The organism is Arthrobacter sp. NPDC080073 (assembly GCF_040686575.1).
Classification (GTDB): Bacteria; Actinomycetota; Actinomycetes; order Actinomycetales; family Micrococcaceae; genus Arthrobacter.
This window is the reverse complement of the sequence record NZ_JBFBKR010000002.1, coordinates 424,614-442,565: the sequence shown is the minus strand read 5'-3', so window position 1 is coordinate 442,565 and position 17,952 is coordinate 424,614. Positions and strand designations below refer to the sequence as shown.

General features: G+C 64.3%; 15 protein-coding genes, 1 tRNA gene and 1 pseudogene. 10 read left to right on the top strand and 7 right to left on the bottom strand.

The window, feature by feature from the left end; all coding sequences use genetic code 11:
* Positions 1 to 218 (bottom strand): annotated as a pseudogene (locus AB0O52_RS04225) (IS256 family transposase); the annotation flags it as partial.
* A gap of 259 nt (positions 219 to 477) precedes the next feature.
* Complete coding sequence (locus tag AB0O52_RS04220; RefSeq protein ID WP_364533839.1) at positions 478 to 954, bottom strand: MarR family transcriptional regulator; 477 nt, start codon at positions 952 to 954, stop codon at positions 478 to 480.
* A 117-nt stretch (positions 955 to 1,071) separates the two neighbouring features.
* Here AB0O52_RS04220 and bcp point away from each other — a divergent pair, with 117 nt between their 5' ends.
* From bcp to AB0O52_RS04185, 7 genes are all read left to right on the top strand, one after another.
* Positions 1,072 to 1,545 carry a thioredoxin-dependent thiol peroxidase gene (gene bcp, locus AB0O52_RS04215; protein ID WP_364533752.1) on the top strand — a complete coding sequence of 158 codons (474 nt, stop codon included), beginning with the start codon at positions 1,072 to 1,074 and terminating at the stop codon, positions 1,543 to 1,545.
* 118 nt (positions 1,546 to 1,663) lie between these two features.
* A tRNA-Leu gene (locus tag AB0O52_RS04210) sits at positions 1,664 to 1,745 on the top strand.
* A 133-nt stretch (positions 1,746 to 1,878) separates the two neighbouring features.
* Positions 1,879 to 3,546, top strand: a complete 1,668-nt coding sequence (locus AB0O52_RS04205; RefSeq protein ID WP_364533749.1) for an ABC transporter substrate-binding protein — start codon at positions 1,879 to 1,881, stop codon at positions 3,544 to 3,546.
* Between the two features lie 79 nt (positions 3,547 to 3,625).
* Positions 3,626 to 5,131, top strand: a complete 1,506-nt coding sequence (locus tag AB0O52_RS04200) for a malate:quinone oxidoreductase (protein WP_364533746.1) — start codon at positions 3,626 to 3,628, stop codon at positions 5,129 to 5,131.
* A 64-nt stretch (positions 5,132 to 5,195) separates the two neighbouring features.
* Positions 5,196 to 8,414: an efflux RND transporter permease subunit gene (locus tag AB0O52_RS04195; RefSeq protein ID WP_364533743.1), complete on the top strand. Its 3,219-nt coding sequence runs from the start codon at positions 5,196 to 5,198 to the stop codon at positions 8,412 to 8,414.
* Between the two features lie 128 nt (positions 8,415 to 8,542).
* Positions 8,543 to 9,673: an LLM class flavin-dependent oxidoreductase gene (locus tag AB0O52_RS04190; protein WP_364533740.1), complete on the top strand. Its 1,131-nt coding sequence runs from the start codon at positions 8,543 to 8,545 to the stop codon at positions 9,671 to 9,673.
* Positions 9,670 to 10,149, top strand: coding sequence for a MarR family winged helix-turn-helix transcriptional regulator (locus AB0O52_RS04185; protein ID WP_364533737.1), 480 nt, complete (start codon positions 9,670 to 9,672; stop codon positions 10,147 to 10,149). The genes AB0O52_RS04190 and AB0O52_RS04185 overlap by 4 nt, the downstream gene beginning before the upstream one ends.
* Here the strand turns inward: AB0O52_RS04185 and AB0O52_RS04180 are convergent.
* Both AB0O52_RS04180 and AB0O52_RS04175 read right to left on the bottom strand, forming a co-directional pair.
* A complete protein-coding gene (locus tag AB0O52_RS04180) occupies positions 10,146 to 10,952 on the bottom strand; it encodes a transglutaminase family protein (RefSeq protein ID WP_364533735.1) in 807 nt (268 codons plus the stop codon). The two genes, AB0O52_RS04185 and AB0O52_RS04180, sit on opposite strands and share 4 nt — an antisense overlap.
* An 80-nt stretch (positions 10,953 to 11,032) precedes the next feature.
* The gene (locus AB0O52_RS04175) at positions 11,033 to 11,845 is read right to left on the bottom strand and encodes a hypothetical protein (RefSeq protein WP_364533732.1); all 813 of its coding nucleotides are present in this window, start codon (positions 11,843 to 11,845) and stop codon (positions 11,033 to 11,035) included.
* Between the two features lie 116 nt (positions 11,846 to 11,961).
* On the opposite strand from AB0O52_RS04175, the gene AB0O52_RS04170 reads away from it, so the two are divergent.
* From AB0O52_RS04170 to AB0O52_RS04160, 3 genes are all read left to right on the top strand, one after another.
* Complete coding sequence (locus tag AB0O52_RS04170; RefSeq protein ID WP_364533730.1) at positions 11,962 to 12,630, top strand: DUF1684 domain-containing protein; 669 nt, start codon at positions 11,962 to 11,964, stop codon at positions 12,628 to 12,630.
* Between the two features lie 97 nt (positions 12,631 to 12,727).
* Complete coding sequence (locus AB0O52_RS04165; RefSeq protein WP_364533727.1) at positions 12,728 to 13,582, top strand: fumarylacetoacetate hydrolase family protein; 855 nt, start codon at positions 12,728 to 12,730, stop codon at positions 13,580 to 13,582.
* 27 nt (positions 13,583 to 13,609) lie between these two features.
* Positions 13,610 to 14,086 carry a GtrA family protein gene (locus tag AB0O52_RS04160; RefSeq protein ID WP_364533724.1) on the top strand — a complete coding sequence of 159 codons (477 nt, stop codon included), beginning with the start codon at positions 13,610 to 13,612 and terminating at the stop codon, positions 14,084 to 14,086.
* A 90-nt stretch (positions 14,087 to 14,176) separates the two neighbouring features.
* Here the strand turns inward: AB0O52_RS04160 and AB0O52_RS04155 are convergent, their stop codons facing one another.
* From AB0O52_RS04155 to AB0O52_RS04145, 3 genes are read right to left on the bottom strand one after another with little or no spacing between them, the layout of a single operon-like run.
* Entirely contained in the window at positions 14,177 to 15,325 is a 1,149-nt protein-coding gene (locus AB0O52_RS04155; protein ID WP_364533721.1) for a cysteine desulfurase family protein, read from the bottom strand.
* A 4-nt stretch (positions 15,326 to 15,329) separates the two neighbouring features.
* Positions 15,330 to 16,226: a carboxylating nicotinate-nucleotide diphosphorylase gene (gene nadC / locus AB0O52_RS04150; protein WP_364533718.1), complete on the bottom strand. Its 897-nt coding sequence runs from the start codon at positions 16,224 to 16,226 to the stop codon at positions 15,330 to 15,332.
* On the bottom strand, positions 16,219 to 17,952 hold the full coding sequence (locus tag AB0O52_RS04145; protein ID WP_364533715.1) for an FAD-dependent oxidoreductase: 1,734 nt from the start codon (positions 17,950 to 17,952) through the stop codon (positions 16,219 to 16,221). The genes nadC and AB0O52_RS04145 overlap by 8 nt, the downstream gene beginning before the upstream one ends.

Below are 17,952 nucleotides of genomic sequence, written 5' to 3'. Positions count from 1 at the left end.
GCGACAGCGATCAGGCAGCACCACGAGCCCACGTAGATCCCGTCGACCTGGATCTGGTCATGGATCTCGCCGGTGACCGGGATCTCCGGGGCGATATTCCAACACCACGAGGTGCGGCGCCGGAAGGACCTTGCCGTTCCGAAGGAGGTCGCGGATGACTGGCTCGACGTGCCCAGCAGCCAGCCCAGGAACGCGTCCAATTCCGCCCGCCGGCTCACGTCGGGACGTTCCCCCGAACGGCTCGCCCCGCATTCCAGGCACCGGTATCGCTGCTTACCGGCAGCTGTTTTGCCGTTCCGAACCAGGGCACGACCACAGACCAGACATTCCAGAGATATGCAAGCACCCCAGCCACACTAAGCTTCAAAAGCTTAGCTACCCCTGATTTCCCGCGCGCTCACTGGGAAGCAAGCCCCTCCCATACACACGTTTTGTCCTATAACCCGGCGGCTGCGCCGCGGGCCGGCCTGCGGAAGCCTAGTTCGAAGCTTCCCCCGGCTCCGAATCCACTGCGGCCACAATGTCGCTTACAGAAGCAGCTGACGAATGGTTGTTCGCCAGTTCGCGTACCAGTGCCTGGAGCTCCCGCCGCAGTTTGGCGGTGTCCACGGGCACAGGTGCAAGCACTTCCCGTTCCAATTGCGTGGCCAGGCCGAGGGCATGCTCCCCGGCCTCGGTCAAACTGACCACCTGGCTCCGGCGGTCGGACACGCTGCGTGCGCGGCTGACGTGGCCGTGGGCCTCCAGCCTGGTGAGCGTCTTCCCCATTGTCTGCGCCTGGACCCGGACGATCTGCGCGAGCATCGACTGAGTGGTCGGTCCTTTGACGGCGAGTACTTCCATGACAATGACCCCGGCATGGGTCAGCTCCATACCGCGCAGTTTCTCGTTCCAGGCATGCTCCACGAGTCGCGCCGCCGTGGAGAGCAAGCGCCCGGTGGGCCACCGTTCCATATCAGGCATAAGGGCCAGTATATAGACCGCCGCGCGCAGATCAGGTCCAGGGTTCAATTCGTGAAGCGGCCAGCCCGTCACTAAGCTAAGTGATCGCGAACCTAGCAAGGAGCACAAATGGCTGAACGACTCATTCCAGGCGATATTGCCCCGGACTTCACACTCAAGGACCACACGGGACGCGAGGTCAGCCTGGCATCGCACCGCGGCCGCAACACAGTCATCTACTTCTACCCTGCGGCTTCCACGCCGGCATGTGCCAAGCAGGCCTGCGACTTCCGGGATTCCCTCGCGACCCTCCATGCTGCGGGCTACGACGTCCTTGGCATCTCTCCGGACTCCGTGAAGGATCTGGGCAAATTCGTGGCCGAAGAATCACTGACCTTTCCCCTGCTGTCCGACGAAGGGCACCACGTGGCTGACGCCTATGCGGCCTGGGGCGAGAAGAAGAACTACGGGCGTACCTACCAAGGGTTGATCCGCTCAACGATTGTGGTGGACCCCGACGGAAAGGTGGCCTTGGCGCAATACAACGTGCGGGCCACAGGCCATGTCGCCAAACTCCGCAGGGACCTCAAACTCGACAAGTAGCCACCGCACAGCGGTATGGGCGAGGCGGGAACGGCTCGCGCTAAACCGCGGGTACAATGGAGGCCGGTATATGACCGGAGCGGGAATCCTAGGATCCCGGTCCGGGTACCAAACACCAGCGCGAGTGGTGAAATTGGCAGACACGCAGGATTTAGGTTCCTGTGCCTTCGGGCGTGGGGGTTCAAGTCCCCCCTTGCGCACATTCAGGAAGTGCCCCGGTCCTTGGCCGGGGCACTTCCTGTTTCCAGCCGGGACTCAGGGCCCTGAACTAGACTGGGCTGCGGTCCGGCTGCCGCGGGCCCCAGCCCGTCCAACTGCCTTGAGGGGACAAGAGTGGTAAGCAGCAAGCTTCGCCGAGTCACGCTACAAATCGGCGCAGGCCTTCTGGCCGTGGCCTTGACCTCGTGCACGGTAAGTCCTGGACCGACACCGTCGGCCTCGGCTGCGGGCAGCGCTGCGGCAGAGCCAAGCAAGACCTTCAACTTTGGCACCCCGTCGATGCCGCTTGGGCTCGATCCTGCCGTGACGAGCGACTCCGAGTCGTATCGCATCACCCGGCAAGTGATGGAAGGCCTCGTAGGCGTCGACGCATCCACTGGCCAACCGACTCCGCTGCTTGCCACCTCCTGGTCGCAAGGCAATGACGGACTCAGCTACGACTTTAACTTGCGGTCGAAAGTCACCTTCCAAGATGGGACCGTCTTTGACGCCGCGGCCGTCTGCAGCAACTTCAACCGTTGGTTCAACTTCCCCGCGACCGTGCGCCAGCAGGCACCAGGCATCGCCTTCAAGCGCGTCTTCAAATCCTTCTCGGACGAAGCTTCGCTTTCGCTGTTCAAGAACTGCAAGGTCGTTTCTCCCGACCACGTCCAAATCAACCTGGCCAAGCCCTTCACGGGCTTCCTTCAGGCCTTGACGCTGCCGGCGTTCGCGATGTCATCGCCGAAAGCAATGGCCGACGGCAAGGCCGACGTCCTGGACAAGAAACTGTCAGGACAACCGGCGTCGGCCTACGCCTCCCACCCCGTGGGCACCGGCCCTTACGTTTTCTCCTCGTGGACCCAAAACCGCATCACACTCACCAGCTACAAGGGCTATTGGGGCGACCGCGGTGAGATAGCCACGGTCAACTTCATTCCGTTCGACTATCCGCAGGCCCGGCTCCAGGCCCTGCTCGCGGGAACCATCGACGGATACGACCTCGTCACCGCCGGCACCTTCGACCAACTGGTCAAGAAGGGCATGCAGATCGTCCAGCGGGATCCGTTCTCCGTGATGTACCTGGGGATGAACGAGTCGGTGGCGCCCCTCCAGAATCTTGGGGTGCGCCAGGCAATCGAGATGGCCATCGACAAAGACACCCTCATCCACAAGTTCTTCATCGACAACACGTCACCGGCGACCCAGTTCGTTCCCCCCAAGCTGAGCGGCTTCAACAACAACGCACCGTCCTTGGGATACGACCCGGACAAGGCCAAGCAACTGCTCGCCAAGTCCGGCTACAAGGGCGAGGAACTCAAGTTCTACTACCCGCTCAATGTCACGCGCGCCTACCTTCCCACTCCGGAGAAGATCTACGCGGAGATCAGCGCAGAGCTCACCGCCATCGGACTGAATATCAAGCCCGTGCCCGTGAATTGGGACGACGGCTACCTCCAGAAGGTCCAATCCCCCGGTGACCATGCGCTCCATTTGCTCGGCTGGAATGGCGGCTACTCGGACCCGGACAACTTCGTGGGCACGCTCTTCGGTGAAAACAACGGGGAGTTCGGCTACAGCGATCCACAGGTGTTCTCCAAGATCGACCGGGCCCGGGGACTCCCCGACGGCGCTGACCGCAACTCCCAGTACCAGACCATCAATGCCCAGATCGCAGCGACGGTCCCGGCTGTACCCATCGCCTTCCCCATCTCGGCTTTGGCCCTTTCCGACCGCGTCGAGAAGTACCCTTCGTCGCCTGTCTTAAACGAAGTTTTTACAAACGTTCGCCTGAAGTCTTGACGTCCTGCCGCAATTTCAGTTATGTGCCCACGCGGGGATATTCTGTGACAGCCAGTGCCGCCGCTATCGGAGATAGATCGTGACCTTCATTTCCAAGACACACCACGCTGACGTCGTCCTTATTGGGGGCGGGATCATGAGCGCAACCCTGGGTGCGTTCGTCAAGCAACTCGAACCCAGCTGGACCATCTCCCTCTTTGAGCGACTCGACGAAGCCGGCCTGGAAAGCTCCGGACCGTGGAACAACGCGGGAACCGGGCACGCAGCGCTCTGTGAGCTTAACTACTCGCCTGCAGCGAAGGACGGCTCCGTTGACCCGTCCAAGGCCCTCCACATCAACGAGCAATTCCAGCTTTCCCGGCAGTTCTGGTCCCACCTCGTGGACAACAAGTTGATCGGCTCCCCCAAGGGCTTCATCAACACCGTTCCGCACATGAGCTTCGTCATCGGCGACAAGCACGCAGACTTCCTCAAGACCCGCTACGAAGCGCTTAAACCCAACACGCTCTTCCGCAGCATGGAATACACGGAAGACCAGGAACAGATCGCAAAGTGGGCTCCCCTGATCATCAAGGGCCGCGACGCCAAGCAGCGCGTTGCCGCCACCCGCGCGGCGGAAGGCACCGACGTCGACTTCGGCGCCCTGACCCGCGAACTGACCGGCTACCTCGCTGCCAACGGCGTTGAAGTCAACTTTGGCCACAACGTCACCGATGTGAGGAAAGCCTCCGACGGCGGCTGGGACCTTTCGCTCAAGCACCCCGCTTCCGGCGAGCACGGCCAGATCCACGCCAAGTTCGTTTTTGTGGGCGCCGGCGGCGGAGCACTCCACCTGCTCCAGGCATCGGGGATCCCGGAAAGCAAGGGCTACGGTGGTTTCCCGGTATCCGGGCAGTTCTTCCGCTGCACCGACGAGACCATTGCCAGCCAGCACAGCGCCAAGGTGTACGGCCAGGCCTCCGTGGGCGCCCCGCCGATGTCCGTGCCGCACCTTGATACCCGCTACGTTGGCGGCAAGCGTTCCCTGCTTTTCGGCCCGTACGCCGGTTTCTCCACCAACTTCCTCAAGACGAGCAGCTACCTTGACCTGCCGCTGTCCATCCGCCCAAGCAACATCATCCCGATGCTGGCCGTGGCCAAGGACAACATGGACCTGACTGCGTACCTGATCAAGGAAGTCGCCAAGCGCCACGATGCCAAGGTGGAGTCCCTCCGCGAGTACTACCCCCAGGCCGACGGCGGCAACTGGGAGCTCATCACCGCAGGCCAGCGGGTGCAGATCATTAAGAAGGACTCCAAGAAGGGCGGGGTGCTGCAGTTCGGCACCGAAGTCATCACGGCTCGTGACGGCTCCATCGGAGCACTGCTTGGCGCCTCCCCCGGCGCTTCCACCGCAGTCCCGATCATGATCGAGATGCTCCAGCGGTCCTTCCCGAAGAACTTCAAGGGCTGGCAGTCCAAGCTCAAGGAAATGATGCCAGGCTACGGCGTCAAACTGAACGACAACCCGGAACTTGCGGCCGAGCTGGAAGCGAGCACTGCCCGTTCGCTCCAACTCGAACCTGCCGACGCCGTTCAGCACTAGCAACCGTCCGGGCTGCGGCCGGTTCGGAACAAGAAACAGCCCGTAGATCCCAGGAGACAGTGCAATGTTCCGTCTGGCAAAGCTTTCATTGGCGAACAGGGCACTGATCGCGCTGATCACCGTCTTCGCGGCGGTGTTCGGCGTGATCACCATGTCTTCCCTCAAGCAGGAACTCATTCCCTCGATCGAGTTCCCGCAGATCTCAGTGATCACCGCCATGCCGGGCGCGTCCCCGGAAGTCGTCGACAAGCAACTCAGCCGCCCGCTCGAAGCAGCACTGAACAGCGTCGAGGGCCTGGAATCGACCACGTCCACCTCGCGGAACGGTGTTTCGCAGATCTCCATGGTGTTCACGTACGGTTCGAACCTGGACCGTGCACGCAACCAGATCGATCGCGCCATCTCCAACGCCAAGCGTGTCCTGCCGGCCGACGTCGAGCCCCGGTCTTTTGCCGGCAGCATCAGCGACTTCCCGATCGTGTACCTGGCGGTGTCTTCGGACAAGCCTCTCAGCGAGCTGAACACTGACCTGCAGCGCTTGAGCGTTCCCCGGCTCCAGAAACTGGACGGGGTCCGCAGCGCCGACGTGACAGGTGGTGCAACCCAGCACATCCTGATCCAGCCCAAAGCCCAGGCCATGGCCGCAAGCGGCGCCACGGTTCAGTCGCTCACGAATGCCCTCAAGAACAACGGGACGCTGGTCCCGGCCGGAACCATCGAGGACCAAGGCAAGACGCTTTCCCTGCAGATCGGCAGCCCGGTGGACTCCCTCGACGTCATCAGGGGCTTGCCGCTGACCGGTGCCAAGGTCGGAACCACAATCGGCGGCGTCGCCGACGTGAGCATCAAGGACGACGCCGCAACCTCGATCACCCGGACCAACGGCAAGCCGACGCTGGCCCTGTCCATCACGAAGAAGCCCGACGGCGATACCGTCGCCATTTCGCACGCCGTCAAGGATTCCATTCCCCGGATGGAAGCCGAACTCGGCTCCAATGCGCACTTCACGCCGGTATTCGACCAGGCACCGTACATCGAAAAATCCATCAAGGACCTCACCACGGAGGGACTTCTCGGACTCGGCTTCGCGGTGGCCGTCATCCTGGTGTTCCTGATGTCCGTGCGCTCCACGCTCGTGACGGCGGTATCCATTCCGCTGTCGCTCCTGATTACGTTCATCGGAATATCGGCGACCCACTACTCACTCAACATCCTCACGCTCGGCGCGTTGACCATCGCGATCGGCCGGGTGGTGGACGACTCGATCGTGGTCATCGAGAACATCAAACGGCACCTCAGCTATGGTGAGCACAAGCTCAAGGCGATCCTCAATTCCATCCGGGAAGTTGCCGGTGCCATCACGGCGTCCACCCTCACTACAGTTGCCGTCTTCCTGCCGATCGCCTTCGTAGGCAACCTGGCAGGGGAACTGTTCAGACCCTTCGCCCTGACGGTGACCATCGCTCTGTTGTCCTCGTTGCTCGTGTCCCTCACCATCGTTCCGGTGCTGGCGTACTGGTTCCTCAAGTCGCCGGCCTCGGCAGCGGAGGACGTGCGCGCAGCGGAGGACGCCCGAACCAAGGCGCACGAGGCAGAGCAACGCAGCCGCCTGCAACGCGGCTATCTGCCCATCCTGTCCAAGACCCAGAAGCACCCGGTCATGACGATCGTCGCCGCGGTCCTGGTACTGGGTGGAACAGCGGCCATGTCCCCCCTGCTCGCCACGGACCTGCTCGGCAACTCCGGCCAGAACAGCATGACCGTGCGCCAGATCCTTCCTGCCGGCACCAGCCTGGAGCAGACCGGCGCCGCCGCCGCGCAGGTGGAATCGGTCCTCCGCGGGATCGAGGGAATCAAGGACGTCCAGGTCACGTCGGGCAACGCCCAAACGGGCTTCGCCGCCCTCACCTCAACCGGAGCGTCGAATTCCACGTTCACCGTGGTGACGGACGATAAGGCCGACCAGCAGAAACTGCAAGACACAGTCCGGTCCCGGCTCGCCGGCGCTTCGGCTCCCGGCAAGGTCACTGTTGGTGCACAGCAAGGCGGCCTGGGCACGTCTTCCAGCGTGGACATCACCATCAACGCCGCCAACTCGGCGGATCTCAAGACCGCGAGCGACGCGGTAGCGAAGGCCATGGACGGCGTGGCCGGGAGTGCCGAGGTAGCCACGAACCTGGATGCCAGCCAGTCGGTGGTGCAGGTAAAGGTTGATCGCGCCGAGGCGGTTGCCGCCGGACTGAACGAAGAACAAGTCGCCGGCGTCCTGGCGTCCACGGTCAGTCCCATCCCCGCAGGCACGGTCCGAATCGACACCACGGACTTCCCGGTACAGATCGGCGAAGGCACGCACTTCAGCAGCATCGCCGATGTCAGGGGCATCAATCTCCCGACGCCGGCCGGGCCTGTTCCGCTGTCGAGCATCGCTTCCGTAGACCAGGTGGACACCCCGGTCTCCATCACCAGCAGCAACGGCCAGCGGAGCGCGAAGGTGACCGTCACGCCGTCGGGCTCCAACCTTGGTGCCGTCAGCACGGCAGTCACTGCCCGGCTGGCCGCGGTGCAGCTGCCGGCGGGCGTTACCGCCACGATCGGCGGCGCCACGACGCAGCAGGCCGACTCGTTCCGGCAGCTCGGGCTCGCGCTCCTGGCCGCCGTCGCCATTGTCTATGTCATCATGGTGGCCGCGTTCAAGTCCCTCATCCAGCCGCTCATCCTGTTGGTGTCCGTGCCTTTTGCGGCGACGGGCGCCATCGCATTGCTCCTGGTCACGGGCGTTCCGCTCGGACTGCCTTCCCTGATCGGAATGCTGATGCTGGTGGGAATCGTCGTGACCAATGCGATCGTCCTGATCGACCTCATCAACCAATACCGCAAACCGCACGATGGCAGCCCCGGCATGAGCGTCGCGGACGCCATCACCCACGGCGCGCGGCAACGGCTGCGCCCTATCCTCATGACCGCACTTGCTACCGTATTCGCCCTCACGCCCATGGCTTTAGGCCTCACGGGAGGCGGCGGGTTCATTTCCCGGCCGCTCGCGATCGTGGTCATCGGCGGCCTGGTTTCGTCCACGGCGTTGACGCTCGTCCTTGTGCCTGTCCTCTACAAACTGGTCGAAGGCCGGAGGGAGAGGAAGGCGCTGCTCAAGGCACTCACGCAACGCCCCGACGTCGCGAAGGACGGCATCGCAGGCCACGGCGAGGACGACCACCTGGACTGGACCACCGGAATGATTCCCAAAGTCACTGGCCGCCGATCCGCTTCGAGCCCCGCCGAGTAGGGCGGCACACACCGGGAACAAAATGATGCCGTACCCTGTTGCAGGCAGTGATACATGCAAATGCATCTATCTTGGGATAGACTGTTGGCAGAGCCCGGAGACCAACCGGGCAGGCAGAAAGGCACATCATGGAGATCGGCGTATTCAGCGTCAGCGACATCACCACTGACCCCACCACGGGCCACACCCCCACGGAGAACGAGCGCATCAAGGCCGCCGTGGCGATCGCCAAGAAGGTCGAAGAGATCGGCATGGACGTCTATGCGATCGGCGAGCACCACAACCGCCCCTTCTTCTCATCGTCGCCGACCACCACACTGGCGTACATCGCAGCACAGACTGAACGCATCACGCTGTCAACGTCCACCACGCTGATCACCACGAACGATCCCGTCAAGATCGCCGAAGACTTCGCGATGCTCCAACACCTGGCGGATGGCCGCGTGGACCTCATCATGGGCCGCGGCAACACCGCTCCGGTCTACCCCTGGTTCGGCAAGAACATCCAGGACGGGATCGAACTCGCGGTGGAGAACTACTCCCTGCTCCGCCGTCTCTGGGATGAGGACACCGTCAATTGGAGCGGCAAGTACCGCACCCCCCTGCAGAACTTCACCTCCACGCCCCGCCCGCTCGACGGCGTCGCGCCCTTCGTCTGGCACGGCTCCATCCGTAGCCCGCAGATCGCGGAACTCGCCGCGTACTACGGCGACGGCTTCTTCGCCAACAACATCTTCTGGCCCAAGGAGCACTACCAGCAGCTGATCGGCCTGTACCGCGAACGCTATGAGCACTACGGCCATGGCAACGCAGACCAGGCCATCGTGGGGCTGGGCGGGCAGTTCTTCATGCGCAAGAACTCCCAGGACGCCGTGAAGGAGTTCCGCCCCTACTTCGACAATGCACCTGTGTACGGCCACGGGCCCTCGCTCGAGGACTTCACGTCCCAGACCCCGCTGACCGTCGGCAGTCCGCAGGAAGTCATCGAAAAGACCCTGACCTTCCGCGAGTACTTCGGCGACTACCAGCGTCAACTGTTCCTGGTGGACCACGCCGGCCTGCCGCTCAAGACCGTCCTGGAGCAACTGGACCTCTTCGGCGAAGAAGTCCTGCCGGTCCTGCGCAAGGAATTCGAGGACCGCAAACCGGCCCACGTACCTGACGCTCCGACCCACGCATCCCGGGTGGCAGCGTCCGTTGCCTCGGCCAATGAGGCGGTTGCCGCTGCTGTCAGCGACGGCGCAGGGGGGAACCCGTGACCACCAAAGCGCCCACCTCGTCCGCCGTGCGCCTCGCCGCCGAAACCTGGGAGTCCTTGTTCCGCTCCCAGGTGGCGGTGATGCGCCGCCTCCAGTCCGGGCAGGCGTTCAAGAAGCTGCCCATCAGGGAGTACGACGTCCTGTTCACTCTTTCCCGCTGCCCCACGGGCAAGCTGAGGCTGAACGAGATCAACGATCACGTCCTGCTCAGCCAATCCAGCCTGAGCCGGCTGGTTGACAGGCTGGAGAAGCGCGGGCTCGTCGAGCGCAGCATCGCCCCCGACGACGGCCGCGGGATCCTGCTGGGGCTTACCGCGGCCGGGCAGGAACTACAGAAAGAGATCGGACGCGAGCACATCCGCGACATCGCCGAACTTGTGGCTCCGGCCCTTACGGCCGAGGAGCAGCGTGAGCTTCTGCGCCTGACGGAGAAACTGCAAGCGTTCGTCGCACACAAGCAGCCGCGCGAAAGCTAGCGGAGGACGACGAGCTTCGCCGGATCCTCTTCCGGCAGCTCGTCGGCCACCACCGCGCTGACCTTCAAGCTTTTCAACGACAGGCTGCCGCCCACCGTGGAGAGGAACGCGGTGTCGGAGGAATCGCGTCCGGCCGTGATGCGCAGCATGGATTCGCGCGGAGCCAGGCCGGTGGGGTCGATCACGTACCACGTTCCATCGATGTGGGCCTCCGCCACGGCATGGAAGTCCATGGGGCTCAACCCGGGCGCATACACCGCGGCGAGCCGGGCGGGAATGTCCTTGGAGCGCAGGAGGGCAATGGCAAGGTGGGCGAAGTCCCGGCAGACACCCTTGCGGTGCAGAAGCGTTTCCACCGCTCCATCCGTTCCCCGGGAGGAACCGCTGACGTACCGCAGCTCGTCGTGGACCCAGTTCCGGACTGCGTGCAACAGCTCCTCGCCGTGCAGCCCGCCGAACTCGGCGTACGACGTCGGAAGGAGCCGATCGGATTCGGCATAGCGGCTGGGCCGCACATAGCGGATGAGCTCCATCCGGGAGGACTCATCGGGGGCACCAAAGCCCTCCACCGAGGCGCGGTAATCAACAGTTACCTCGCTGGGTTCGGCGAACTCCATGTACTGGAAACGTCCACCGTGATGGTCCGTCAGCTCGGTGAGCGGAACAGCTTCGCCTTCCACCGTGACTGACAGCTCTTCGGTCAACGACGCATAGCCGGGATTGCTGGCCACGGCTATTGCCATGGCCACTTTGGTGTTGGCGACGGTCTTGAAAACGAGCTGGGCAGCAACGTTGCGTTCCATGGATCTCCGGAGTGTTGCGGCTGGACAACCCATTAAGAATGCGGAGTTGGCGCCGACGAGTGTGTCTGTCAATCGTGGTTCTACAGATTGACCTTCAGAGACAATAGCATCCGCTGGACGTTGGCGAATTCCGAACTCTGGTCAACGTACTTGGCGGCTTGGTCCAAGGTGTCAAAGGACTTCGCGGGAGCAACCACTTCGTCCGTCGCGAAGGCATGCACGGCAGCCATATCCCCGAAGTAGTAGTTGCCCTTTCCTGCCGGCCCCGCCACAAGGTTCCGCAGCTGGCAGGCCTGGCCATCGGATCCGGCCACCAGGTTGGTGATGCCGTACGAACCGAAGAATTTGTACCCCTGGATGACCCGGAACACCACATGTGGGGGGATCGTGGAATCACCGTCCGCATGGGGAAGGTCAATGGGCACGCTGCTTACCACCACGTAGGGACGCTTGGCGGCCGGATTGCAGTCGGCTGGACTCGCCGAGGGCAGTCCCGTGTGAAGCGTCGCCAGATACCCGCCCTTGGCGTCTTTGACCTCGATCTTCAGGGCGCCCGGCATCGAACCTGCGTCAGGCGTGACCGATTGCGCAATCCAGTCACTCGGAAGGTCGAAGCTGACCTTCTTGGCCGCATCCGAGTAGGTCTTCCACGCCGCCGCGGTTGCTCCCGCCGTCGCGGTACTTCCTGCGGAGGGGCTCCCTGAAGTGGTGGAGCCGCCCGACGGCGGGGCCGTACTGGAGCCCGACGGCGTCGCGCTCCCGGGTGCCGCACTGTTGGGACCGGCAGTCCAGACGGGGCCCTTGCCCTCGGAACTACAGCCGGCCGTGGCAACCACGATGAGCGCACCGAGGACGACGACTGAAAACTTCAACGGGATCCGCTTTGCTCTCATGCGCACCAGCCTAGCGGCGCCGGGCCGCCGCCCGTCCGTCCGGATCGGCGTTTCGCGCGCACAAACCCGGCCGATGCACGCCGCTGCGGCCCGCGTCGTAGGACTAGGCTGGACGCATGGCTCCCGATCAGCTCGATGAGGACGAAAACAATGTGGCGGACATCTCCGCCGTGGACATCGCGGACTGGCGCTTGCGCACCTTTGCCCTGTACGACGACGTCCGCAAGATTGCGATGGACGATCCTTTCCAGGCCCATGTCTACTGGCGCCAGGAACGGGACCGCATGTTCGGAACCCATCCGGCCTCTGCACTGACTCCCGCCAGCAAGCGGGCTTTCTCGGGCCTGCGCACCGCGGACTACGATTCCCGGTTTCGCCGCTATGCCGCCCTTTCCCCGGAAGGCGCGGGCCAGGAGATGAACGTCCAGACCGGAACCGACGGCATGGTGCCGTTTGTCCGAATCGGCACCTTCGACCTCGACGAGCTTGGCTCGTTGGCTGTGTGGCGGCTGCGCAGCTACGGCGGCGGTATCTTTGTGCCCTTCCGCGATGCCACCGCCGGCAAACCGGGTGGAAGCTACGGCGCAGGACGGTACTTGTTGGACACCATCAAGGGAGCCTTCCACGGCCTTCGGGGATCCGGGCAACAGGAGTTCGTGCTCGACTTCAATTTCGCCTACAACCCGTCCTGCGCCTACAACGAGGCCTGGGCTTGCCCCCTGGCCGGGCCGGCGAATCGCCTGGCCGCGGATATCCCTGTGGGCGAGCTCTACCTGCCCGTCTAAACCGGGCCGTCCAAACAGGGCCGTCCAAACAGGGCCGTCCAAACAGATCCGTCCGAACAGATCCGTCCAAATAGGCGCAAGGACGTAGGATGTCTTCATGACTTTCTCACGTCCACGCCGGATCGCCCGCGTCCGCCCGCTCTCGCCCATCTCGCCGGACGAACACTTCTTCGTCGCGAACGACGCCGCCGACTTCGCTTCCGCAGAAGGCCGGAACTGGACTGTGGTGGAGAGCCCGTTCCCCGGTTCGCCCGCAAATGGCAGCAGTGCCGGGCGGCCCGGGTGGGTTGGAGGCGCCGAGGTTTCCGAGGATGCGTTCACGTTCCTGGCGCCCTCTGTTCCCGCCAACGTTCTCGGCATGGCGCACAACACCGGCCAACCGGGCCGTGACCTGCCCGCGCAGGCGTTCCACAAGGCCGCCACAAGTGTCATCGGACCGGGTGACGCGATCGAACTCGCCTCCGACGTCGGCTACGTAGACCCCGAAGTGGAACTGACCGTCGTCGTCGGCCGCAAGGTCCGGGGCCTCACGCTCGATAACGCGCGCGACGCCATCCTCGGTTTCACGATCGGCAACGACGTCTCGGCGAGGGACCTGCAAAAGACCGACGAACTGTGGATCAGCGCGAAAAGCCAGGACACGTTCACTCCTGCGGGACCGTGGATCGTCACGGACCTCAATGACGGCGATCTTTCGATCGGCATCGTGCACAACGGCAGGGAATTGCGCTCGGCCAGCACCGCGGACCTCGGATGGAAAGTGGACGAGATCCTTGTCTACCTGACCTCGTTCATGACCTTGCACCCCGGCGACCTGATCCTCACGGGCTTCCCGGCCGAGTGCGCCAGGATCGAGCCTGGAGACCTCGTGACCTGCCGGATTGAGGGCATTGGAGAGCTCAGCAACCCCGTTGTCGCAGCGTCTTGGGAGAAAATTCCCAGCTTGATGTGACAGGCTTGGGGCATGGAGCCTCCTGCCGTGCCGGCAATTCAGACGCGGCAGACGTCCCTTTACAGGCCATATACAAGCAAGCGGCGCAAAGGCGTGCTGCGCTATCCGGTAGTCAGGCAGCTGATCCGTTTCACCGGCGTCGGGATCATCTGTACCGTCACTTCTCTGGCGCTGTACGCGCTTTTCCGGCCGTGGATGGGACCCCAACCTGCCAACGCCGCGGCCCTGATCATCACCTCTCTCATGAACACGGCCCTGAACCGGCGGTTGACCTTCAAGATCAGCGGCAACCGGAAGAGAACACGGGACCACCTGAACGGGCTGATCGTGATCGCCGTGGCGCTGGTCATCACGGGCGGGAGCCTGGGCGTGCTGCATGCGTTCAGGCCCGAAGCCACCCTCGCCGAGGACCTCTGGACCACCACGCTGTCCGGGTTCGTCGCGACGGCCGTGCGGTTCACGATGCTGCGGCACTGGATTTTCCGCAGGGCCCGCCACGTTTGATTGACTGCCGGTTTCCCAACTAGGTCGCAGTAGATGCCGTTTTGAGCCTTGTAAACGACGTTAAATGCGAGCTAGTTGGGGTGGGGACGGTCAGCGGCGACCGAGCCCCTGCACGCTCCCGACGGCGGCAGCCACCGCTTCCGCGGCTTGCTCCAGTTCCGCTGACGTCACCGTGGAGTCGAAGCTGAAACGGACAGCTGTGTGGGCCACCTCGGGCTCGATTCCCAAGGCCAGCAGGACCGGCGAGGGAGCATCCGATCCAGCCGCGCAGGCCGATCCGCTCGAGCACACCACTCCGAGCCGCTCCAGCTCAAGCAAGACCGACTCCCCGCTCGTGCCGGGGAAGCAGAACGACGCAACCGACGGCAAGCGCTGCGAGGGGTGGCCGGTCAGCACTGCACCCGGCACAGCCTCAAGGACAGAGCGGATGAAGGCATCCCGCAACTCCGAGACGCGCCCGGACTGTCCGGAGTGGGCAAGAGTCAGTGCCGTGGCCAGCGCAACGGCCCCCGCCACGTTTTCCGTCCCGGAGCGCCTGCCCCGCTCCTGGCCGCCGCCATGGACCAGCGGCTCAAGACGCAACCTGCCTTTGGCATAAAGCACGCCGCTGCCCTTGGGCGCCCCGAGCTTGTGGCCCGAGATACTCATGGCGTCTACTCCCAGTTCCTTGACGGCTATCGGTAGCCAGCCGGCAGCCTGGACGGCGTCGGCATGGAACGGCACGCCATATTCCGCAGCCACCTCAGCGAGTTGGCGCACGGGCTGCACGGTCCCGATCTCGTTGTTCGCATACATGATGCTGACGAGGGCTGTCTCCGGACCCAGCACAGCCTGGAGAGCCTCCGGCGTCACCACACCGTGCCGGTCCACGGGGACCACGTCCACCTCGAATCCATGGACGCGTTGCAGGTAAAGCGCGGATTCCTCGACGGCTGGATGCTCTATGGCACTGATGACAACCCGGTTCAGGGCAGGATCCGCCGCCCGCCTCGCGAGGGCGATTCCTTTCACTGCCAGGTTGTCTGCCTCGGTGCCGCCGGAAGTGAAGGTGATCTCCCCTGGCCGGCAACCCAGGGACTTCGCTACCGTCGCCCGGGCCCCGGACAACGCGTCCGCAGCTGCTTCGCCGAGGCTGTGATGACTTGAAGGATTGCCGAACTCCCCCGTCAGATACGGCCACATCGCTTCGAGGACTTCCCTGCGGACGGGCGTCGTCGCCGCTGCGTCGAGGAAGATCATGGCGTCAGCCGAGACCCAAGGAGCGGTCCGGCGTCACGTCGAGCGTGACGTCCAGGCCCAGATCCAGCGCATTGACACTGTGGGTGAGTCCGCCGATGGAAATCACGTCCACTCCCGCGGCGGCGATGTCCGCCACGGTGTTGACGTTGACGTTGCCGCTCGCCTCGACGACGGCGCGGCCAGCCACCTGCCTCACTCCGGCGCGGAGCTCCTCGAGGGAAAAGTTGTCCAGCATGATCGTGTCCACCCCGGCCGCCAGCACGGGTTCGATCTGCTCGGCCCGGTCCACTTCCACCTCGAAGTGTGTGGTGTGGCCCAGCTGGGCCTTGGCGGCCTTGAGCAGTGCAGTGAGTTTCCCGGAATCGCCGCCGGTCATCACGGCCAGGTGGTTGTCCTTGGCCAGAACGGCGTCGGACAGGCTGTAACGGTGGTTGGCTCCCCCGCCGCAGCGCACGGCGTAGCGTTCGAGCACCCGCAGCCCTGGGGTGGTTTTCCGCGTGTCAGTAATGCGGGCCTTGGTGCCATCGACCAGCTTGACGAACTCCGCGGTCTTGGTGGCTATGGCGCTCATGCGCTGGGCAAGGTTGAGCCCGACGCGTTCGGCGAGCAGCACCGAGCGGGCGCGGCCGCTGACCCGAGCGAGGTGGGTTCCGGCGTCGAACGCTTCACCATCGGCCAGCAGCAGCTCCACTTCCGTGTCCGGGTCGATGAGCAGCATGGCGTCACGGAACACCGTCCCGCCGCTGAAGACCCCTGGAACCCGGGCATTGAGCACGGCGGTGGCGCGGGCCCCGGCGGGAATGAGCAGCTGCGAGGTGATGTCGCCGCTCGGCGCGTCCTCCGCGAAGGCCCGCTCCAGAATGTCCCGGACGGGTGCTGCGGGGAGGGTCAGGCTAGTCATTGACGAGGCTCGCTTTCCGGCGGATCGTGTATCTCTGAACAATTTCTTCGCGTTGGGTTTCAGCCGCGTCACTGCGGTAATGCGCCCCGAGCGACCCCCGGCGCACCCCCGCAGCCCGCACCAACAGCTGCGCAGCGAGGAGCAGATTGGCATCTTCATGCACCAAGCGATCCACGGAATCGGGCACATTCTCAGGAAGCACGACGTCGGCCCACACGTTGAGTGCCTCGGCAGCCTCCCGGAGCAACCCCCCGGTCCGGAGAACCCCCGTCTTGGCAGTCATAAGCCGCCGAAGTGCGGTTCGTGAGAAGGGCTCGGGGACCAGCTCGGGCTGCCAGGCGGTGAGGCGACTTTCGTCTGACGGTGTCCCGGCAGCGTGCGTAAAAGCGAGGCCGCCCGCGGCCGAGTTAGCACGCAGAGGGATGCCGTCAGGCGACGCCAAAGGCGACCCGGCGTCGGGGTCTGCAAGGAAAGCCTCGACAGCCCGCCGCCCGAACACGAGCCCTTCGAGCAAGGAGTTGCTGGCCAAGCGGTTCGCGCCCTGGACCCCGGTGCAAGCAACTTCGCCGGCCGCAAGCAACCCAGGAACGGACGTACGGCCGAACAGATCGGTGACTACTCCTCCCATCCAGTAGTGGGCGGCGGGGGCAACCGGAACGGGTTCGAGGGTCCAGTCGAGGCCGGCTTCGCGGGTCCGTGCGCTGAGCGTCGGGAAGCGCTTCTTAAGGAAGCCCTCACCCTTGTTCGCTTCCACGACCCGGGCGTCAAGGAAGACGTGGCCATTGGGATCACCGAGTGAAGCCAGGTGGAGGGCGATGCTGCGGGAGACGACGTCGCGCGGCGCCAGTTCGGCGTCGGGGTGGTAGCGAGGCATGAATCGCTCGCCACTCGCATCTACCAGGACGGCGCCTTCGCCGCGGACCGCTTCGGAGATGAGGAGCGGATCTGCGCCGAGGGGAGCTGGTCCTCCGGCAGCGGAGAGGACCATGCTCGTGGGGTGGAACTGGAAGAACTCGAGGTCTGCGAGTTCAGCGCCTGCCCGCCAGGCGAGCGCGAGTCCGTCGGCCGTTGCGACCGAGGGATTGGTGGTCTGGGCGAACAGCTGCCCCGCCCCGCCGGTGGCGAGCAGCACGGCATCACCGGATACGCTCCCAAGTCGGCCGTTGCGCAAAAATTCGACGCCTGTCACGCGCCCTTCGCACTGGATCAGGGAAGTAGCCTGGGCATGTCCGAGCACCTGGATTTTCCCGGCGTCCTGCGCGTCTAGGACCGCCAGGATGAGCGCGTTCGCGACCCCGGCACCGGTGGCGTCTCCGCCGGTGTGCAGGATCCTTGGCGCGGAGTGGGCGGCTTCGAGTCCCAAGGCGGGATCGCCGTCGTCGTCCGCGTCGAAACGGACACCGAAACGCTCAAGCCCCATGATGTCGAGGCGCGCTTCGGTGCACAGCACCCGCACGGCCTCCTCGTTGCAGTGGCCCGCGCCGGCTTTGAGGGTGTCGGCGATGTGCGCGGCGACGGTATCGCCGGGGGCGGGCTCGTCCAGCACAGCCGAAATCCCGCCCTGGGCAAAGAAGGTGTTGCTGTCCGCAAGCGCCCCCTTGCTGAGCAGGACGACGTCCGCACCGGCCTCGGCGGCCAGCAGCGCGGAGTAGAGGCCGGCGATGCCGCTTCCGACGACGACGAGCCGCCGCCGCGCCGGAGCGCCGGGAATGCGTTCTGCAGTCAT

What these genes read in the sequence shown, in the direction of transcription:
- AB0O52_RS04220 (WP_364533839.1), bottom strand. Translation starts at nt 954, where the DNA reads ATGGAACGGTGGCCCACCGGGCGCTTGCTCTCCACGGCGGCGCGACTC.
- bcp (WP_364533752.1), top strand. Translation starts at nt 1,072, where the DNA reads ATGGCTGAACGACTCATTCCAGGCGATATTGCCCCGGACTTCACACTC.
- AB0O52_RS04195 (WP_364533743.1), top strand. Translation starts at nt 5,196, where the DNA reads ATGTTCCGTCTGGCAAAGCTTTCATTGGCGAACAGGGCACTGATCGCG.
- AB0O52_RS04190 (WP_364533740.1), top strand. Translation starts at nt 8,543, where the DNA reads ATGGAGATCGGCGTATTCAGCGTCAGCGACATCACCACTGACCCCACC.
- AB0O52_RS04180 (WP_364533735.1), bottom strand. Translation starts at nt 10,952, where the DNA reads ATGGAACGCAACGTTGCTGCCCAGCTCGTTTTCAAGACCGTCGCCAAC.
- AB0O52_RS04175 (WP_364533732.1), bottom strand. Translation starts at nt 11,845, where the DNA reads ATGAGAGCAAAGCGGATCCCGTTGAAGTTTTCAGTCGTCGTCCTCGGT.
- AB0O52_RS04170 (WP_364533730.1), top strand. Translation starts at nt 11,962, where the DNA reads ATGGCTCCCGATCAGCTCGATGAGGACGAAAACAATGTGGCGGACATC.
- AB0O52_RS04165 (WP_364533727.1), top strand. Translation starts at nt 12,728, where the DNA reads ATGACTTTCTCACGTCCACGCCGGATCGCCCGCGTCCGCCCGCTCTCG.
- AB0O52_RS04155 (WP_364533721.1), bottom strand. Translation starts at nt 15,325, where the DNA reads ATGATCTTCCTCGACGCAGCGGCGACGACGCCCGTCCGCAGGGAAGTC.
- nadC (WP_364533718.1), bottom strand. Translation starts at nt 16,226, where the DNA reads ATGACTAGCCTGACCCTCCCCGCAGCACCCGTCCGGGACATTCTGGAG.
- AB0O52_RS04145 (WP_364533715.1), bottom strand. Translation starts at nt 17,952, where the DNA reads ATGACTGCAGAACGCATTCCCGGCGCTCCGGCGCGGCGGCGGCTCGTC.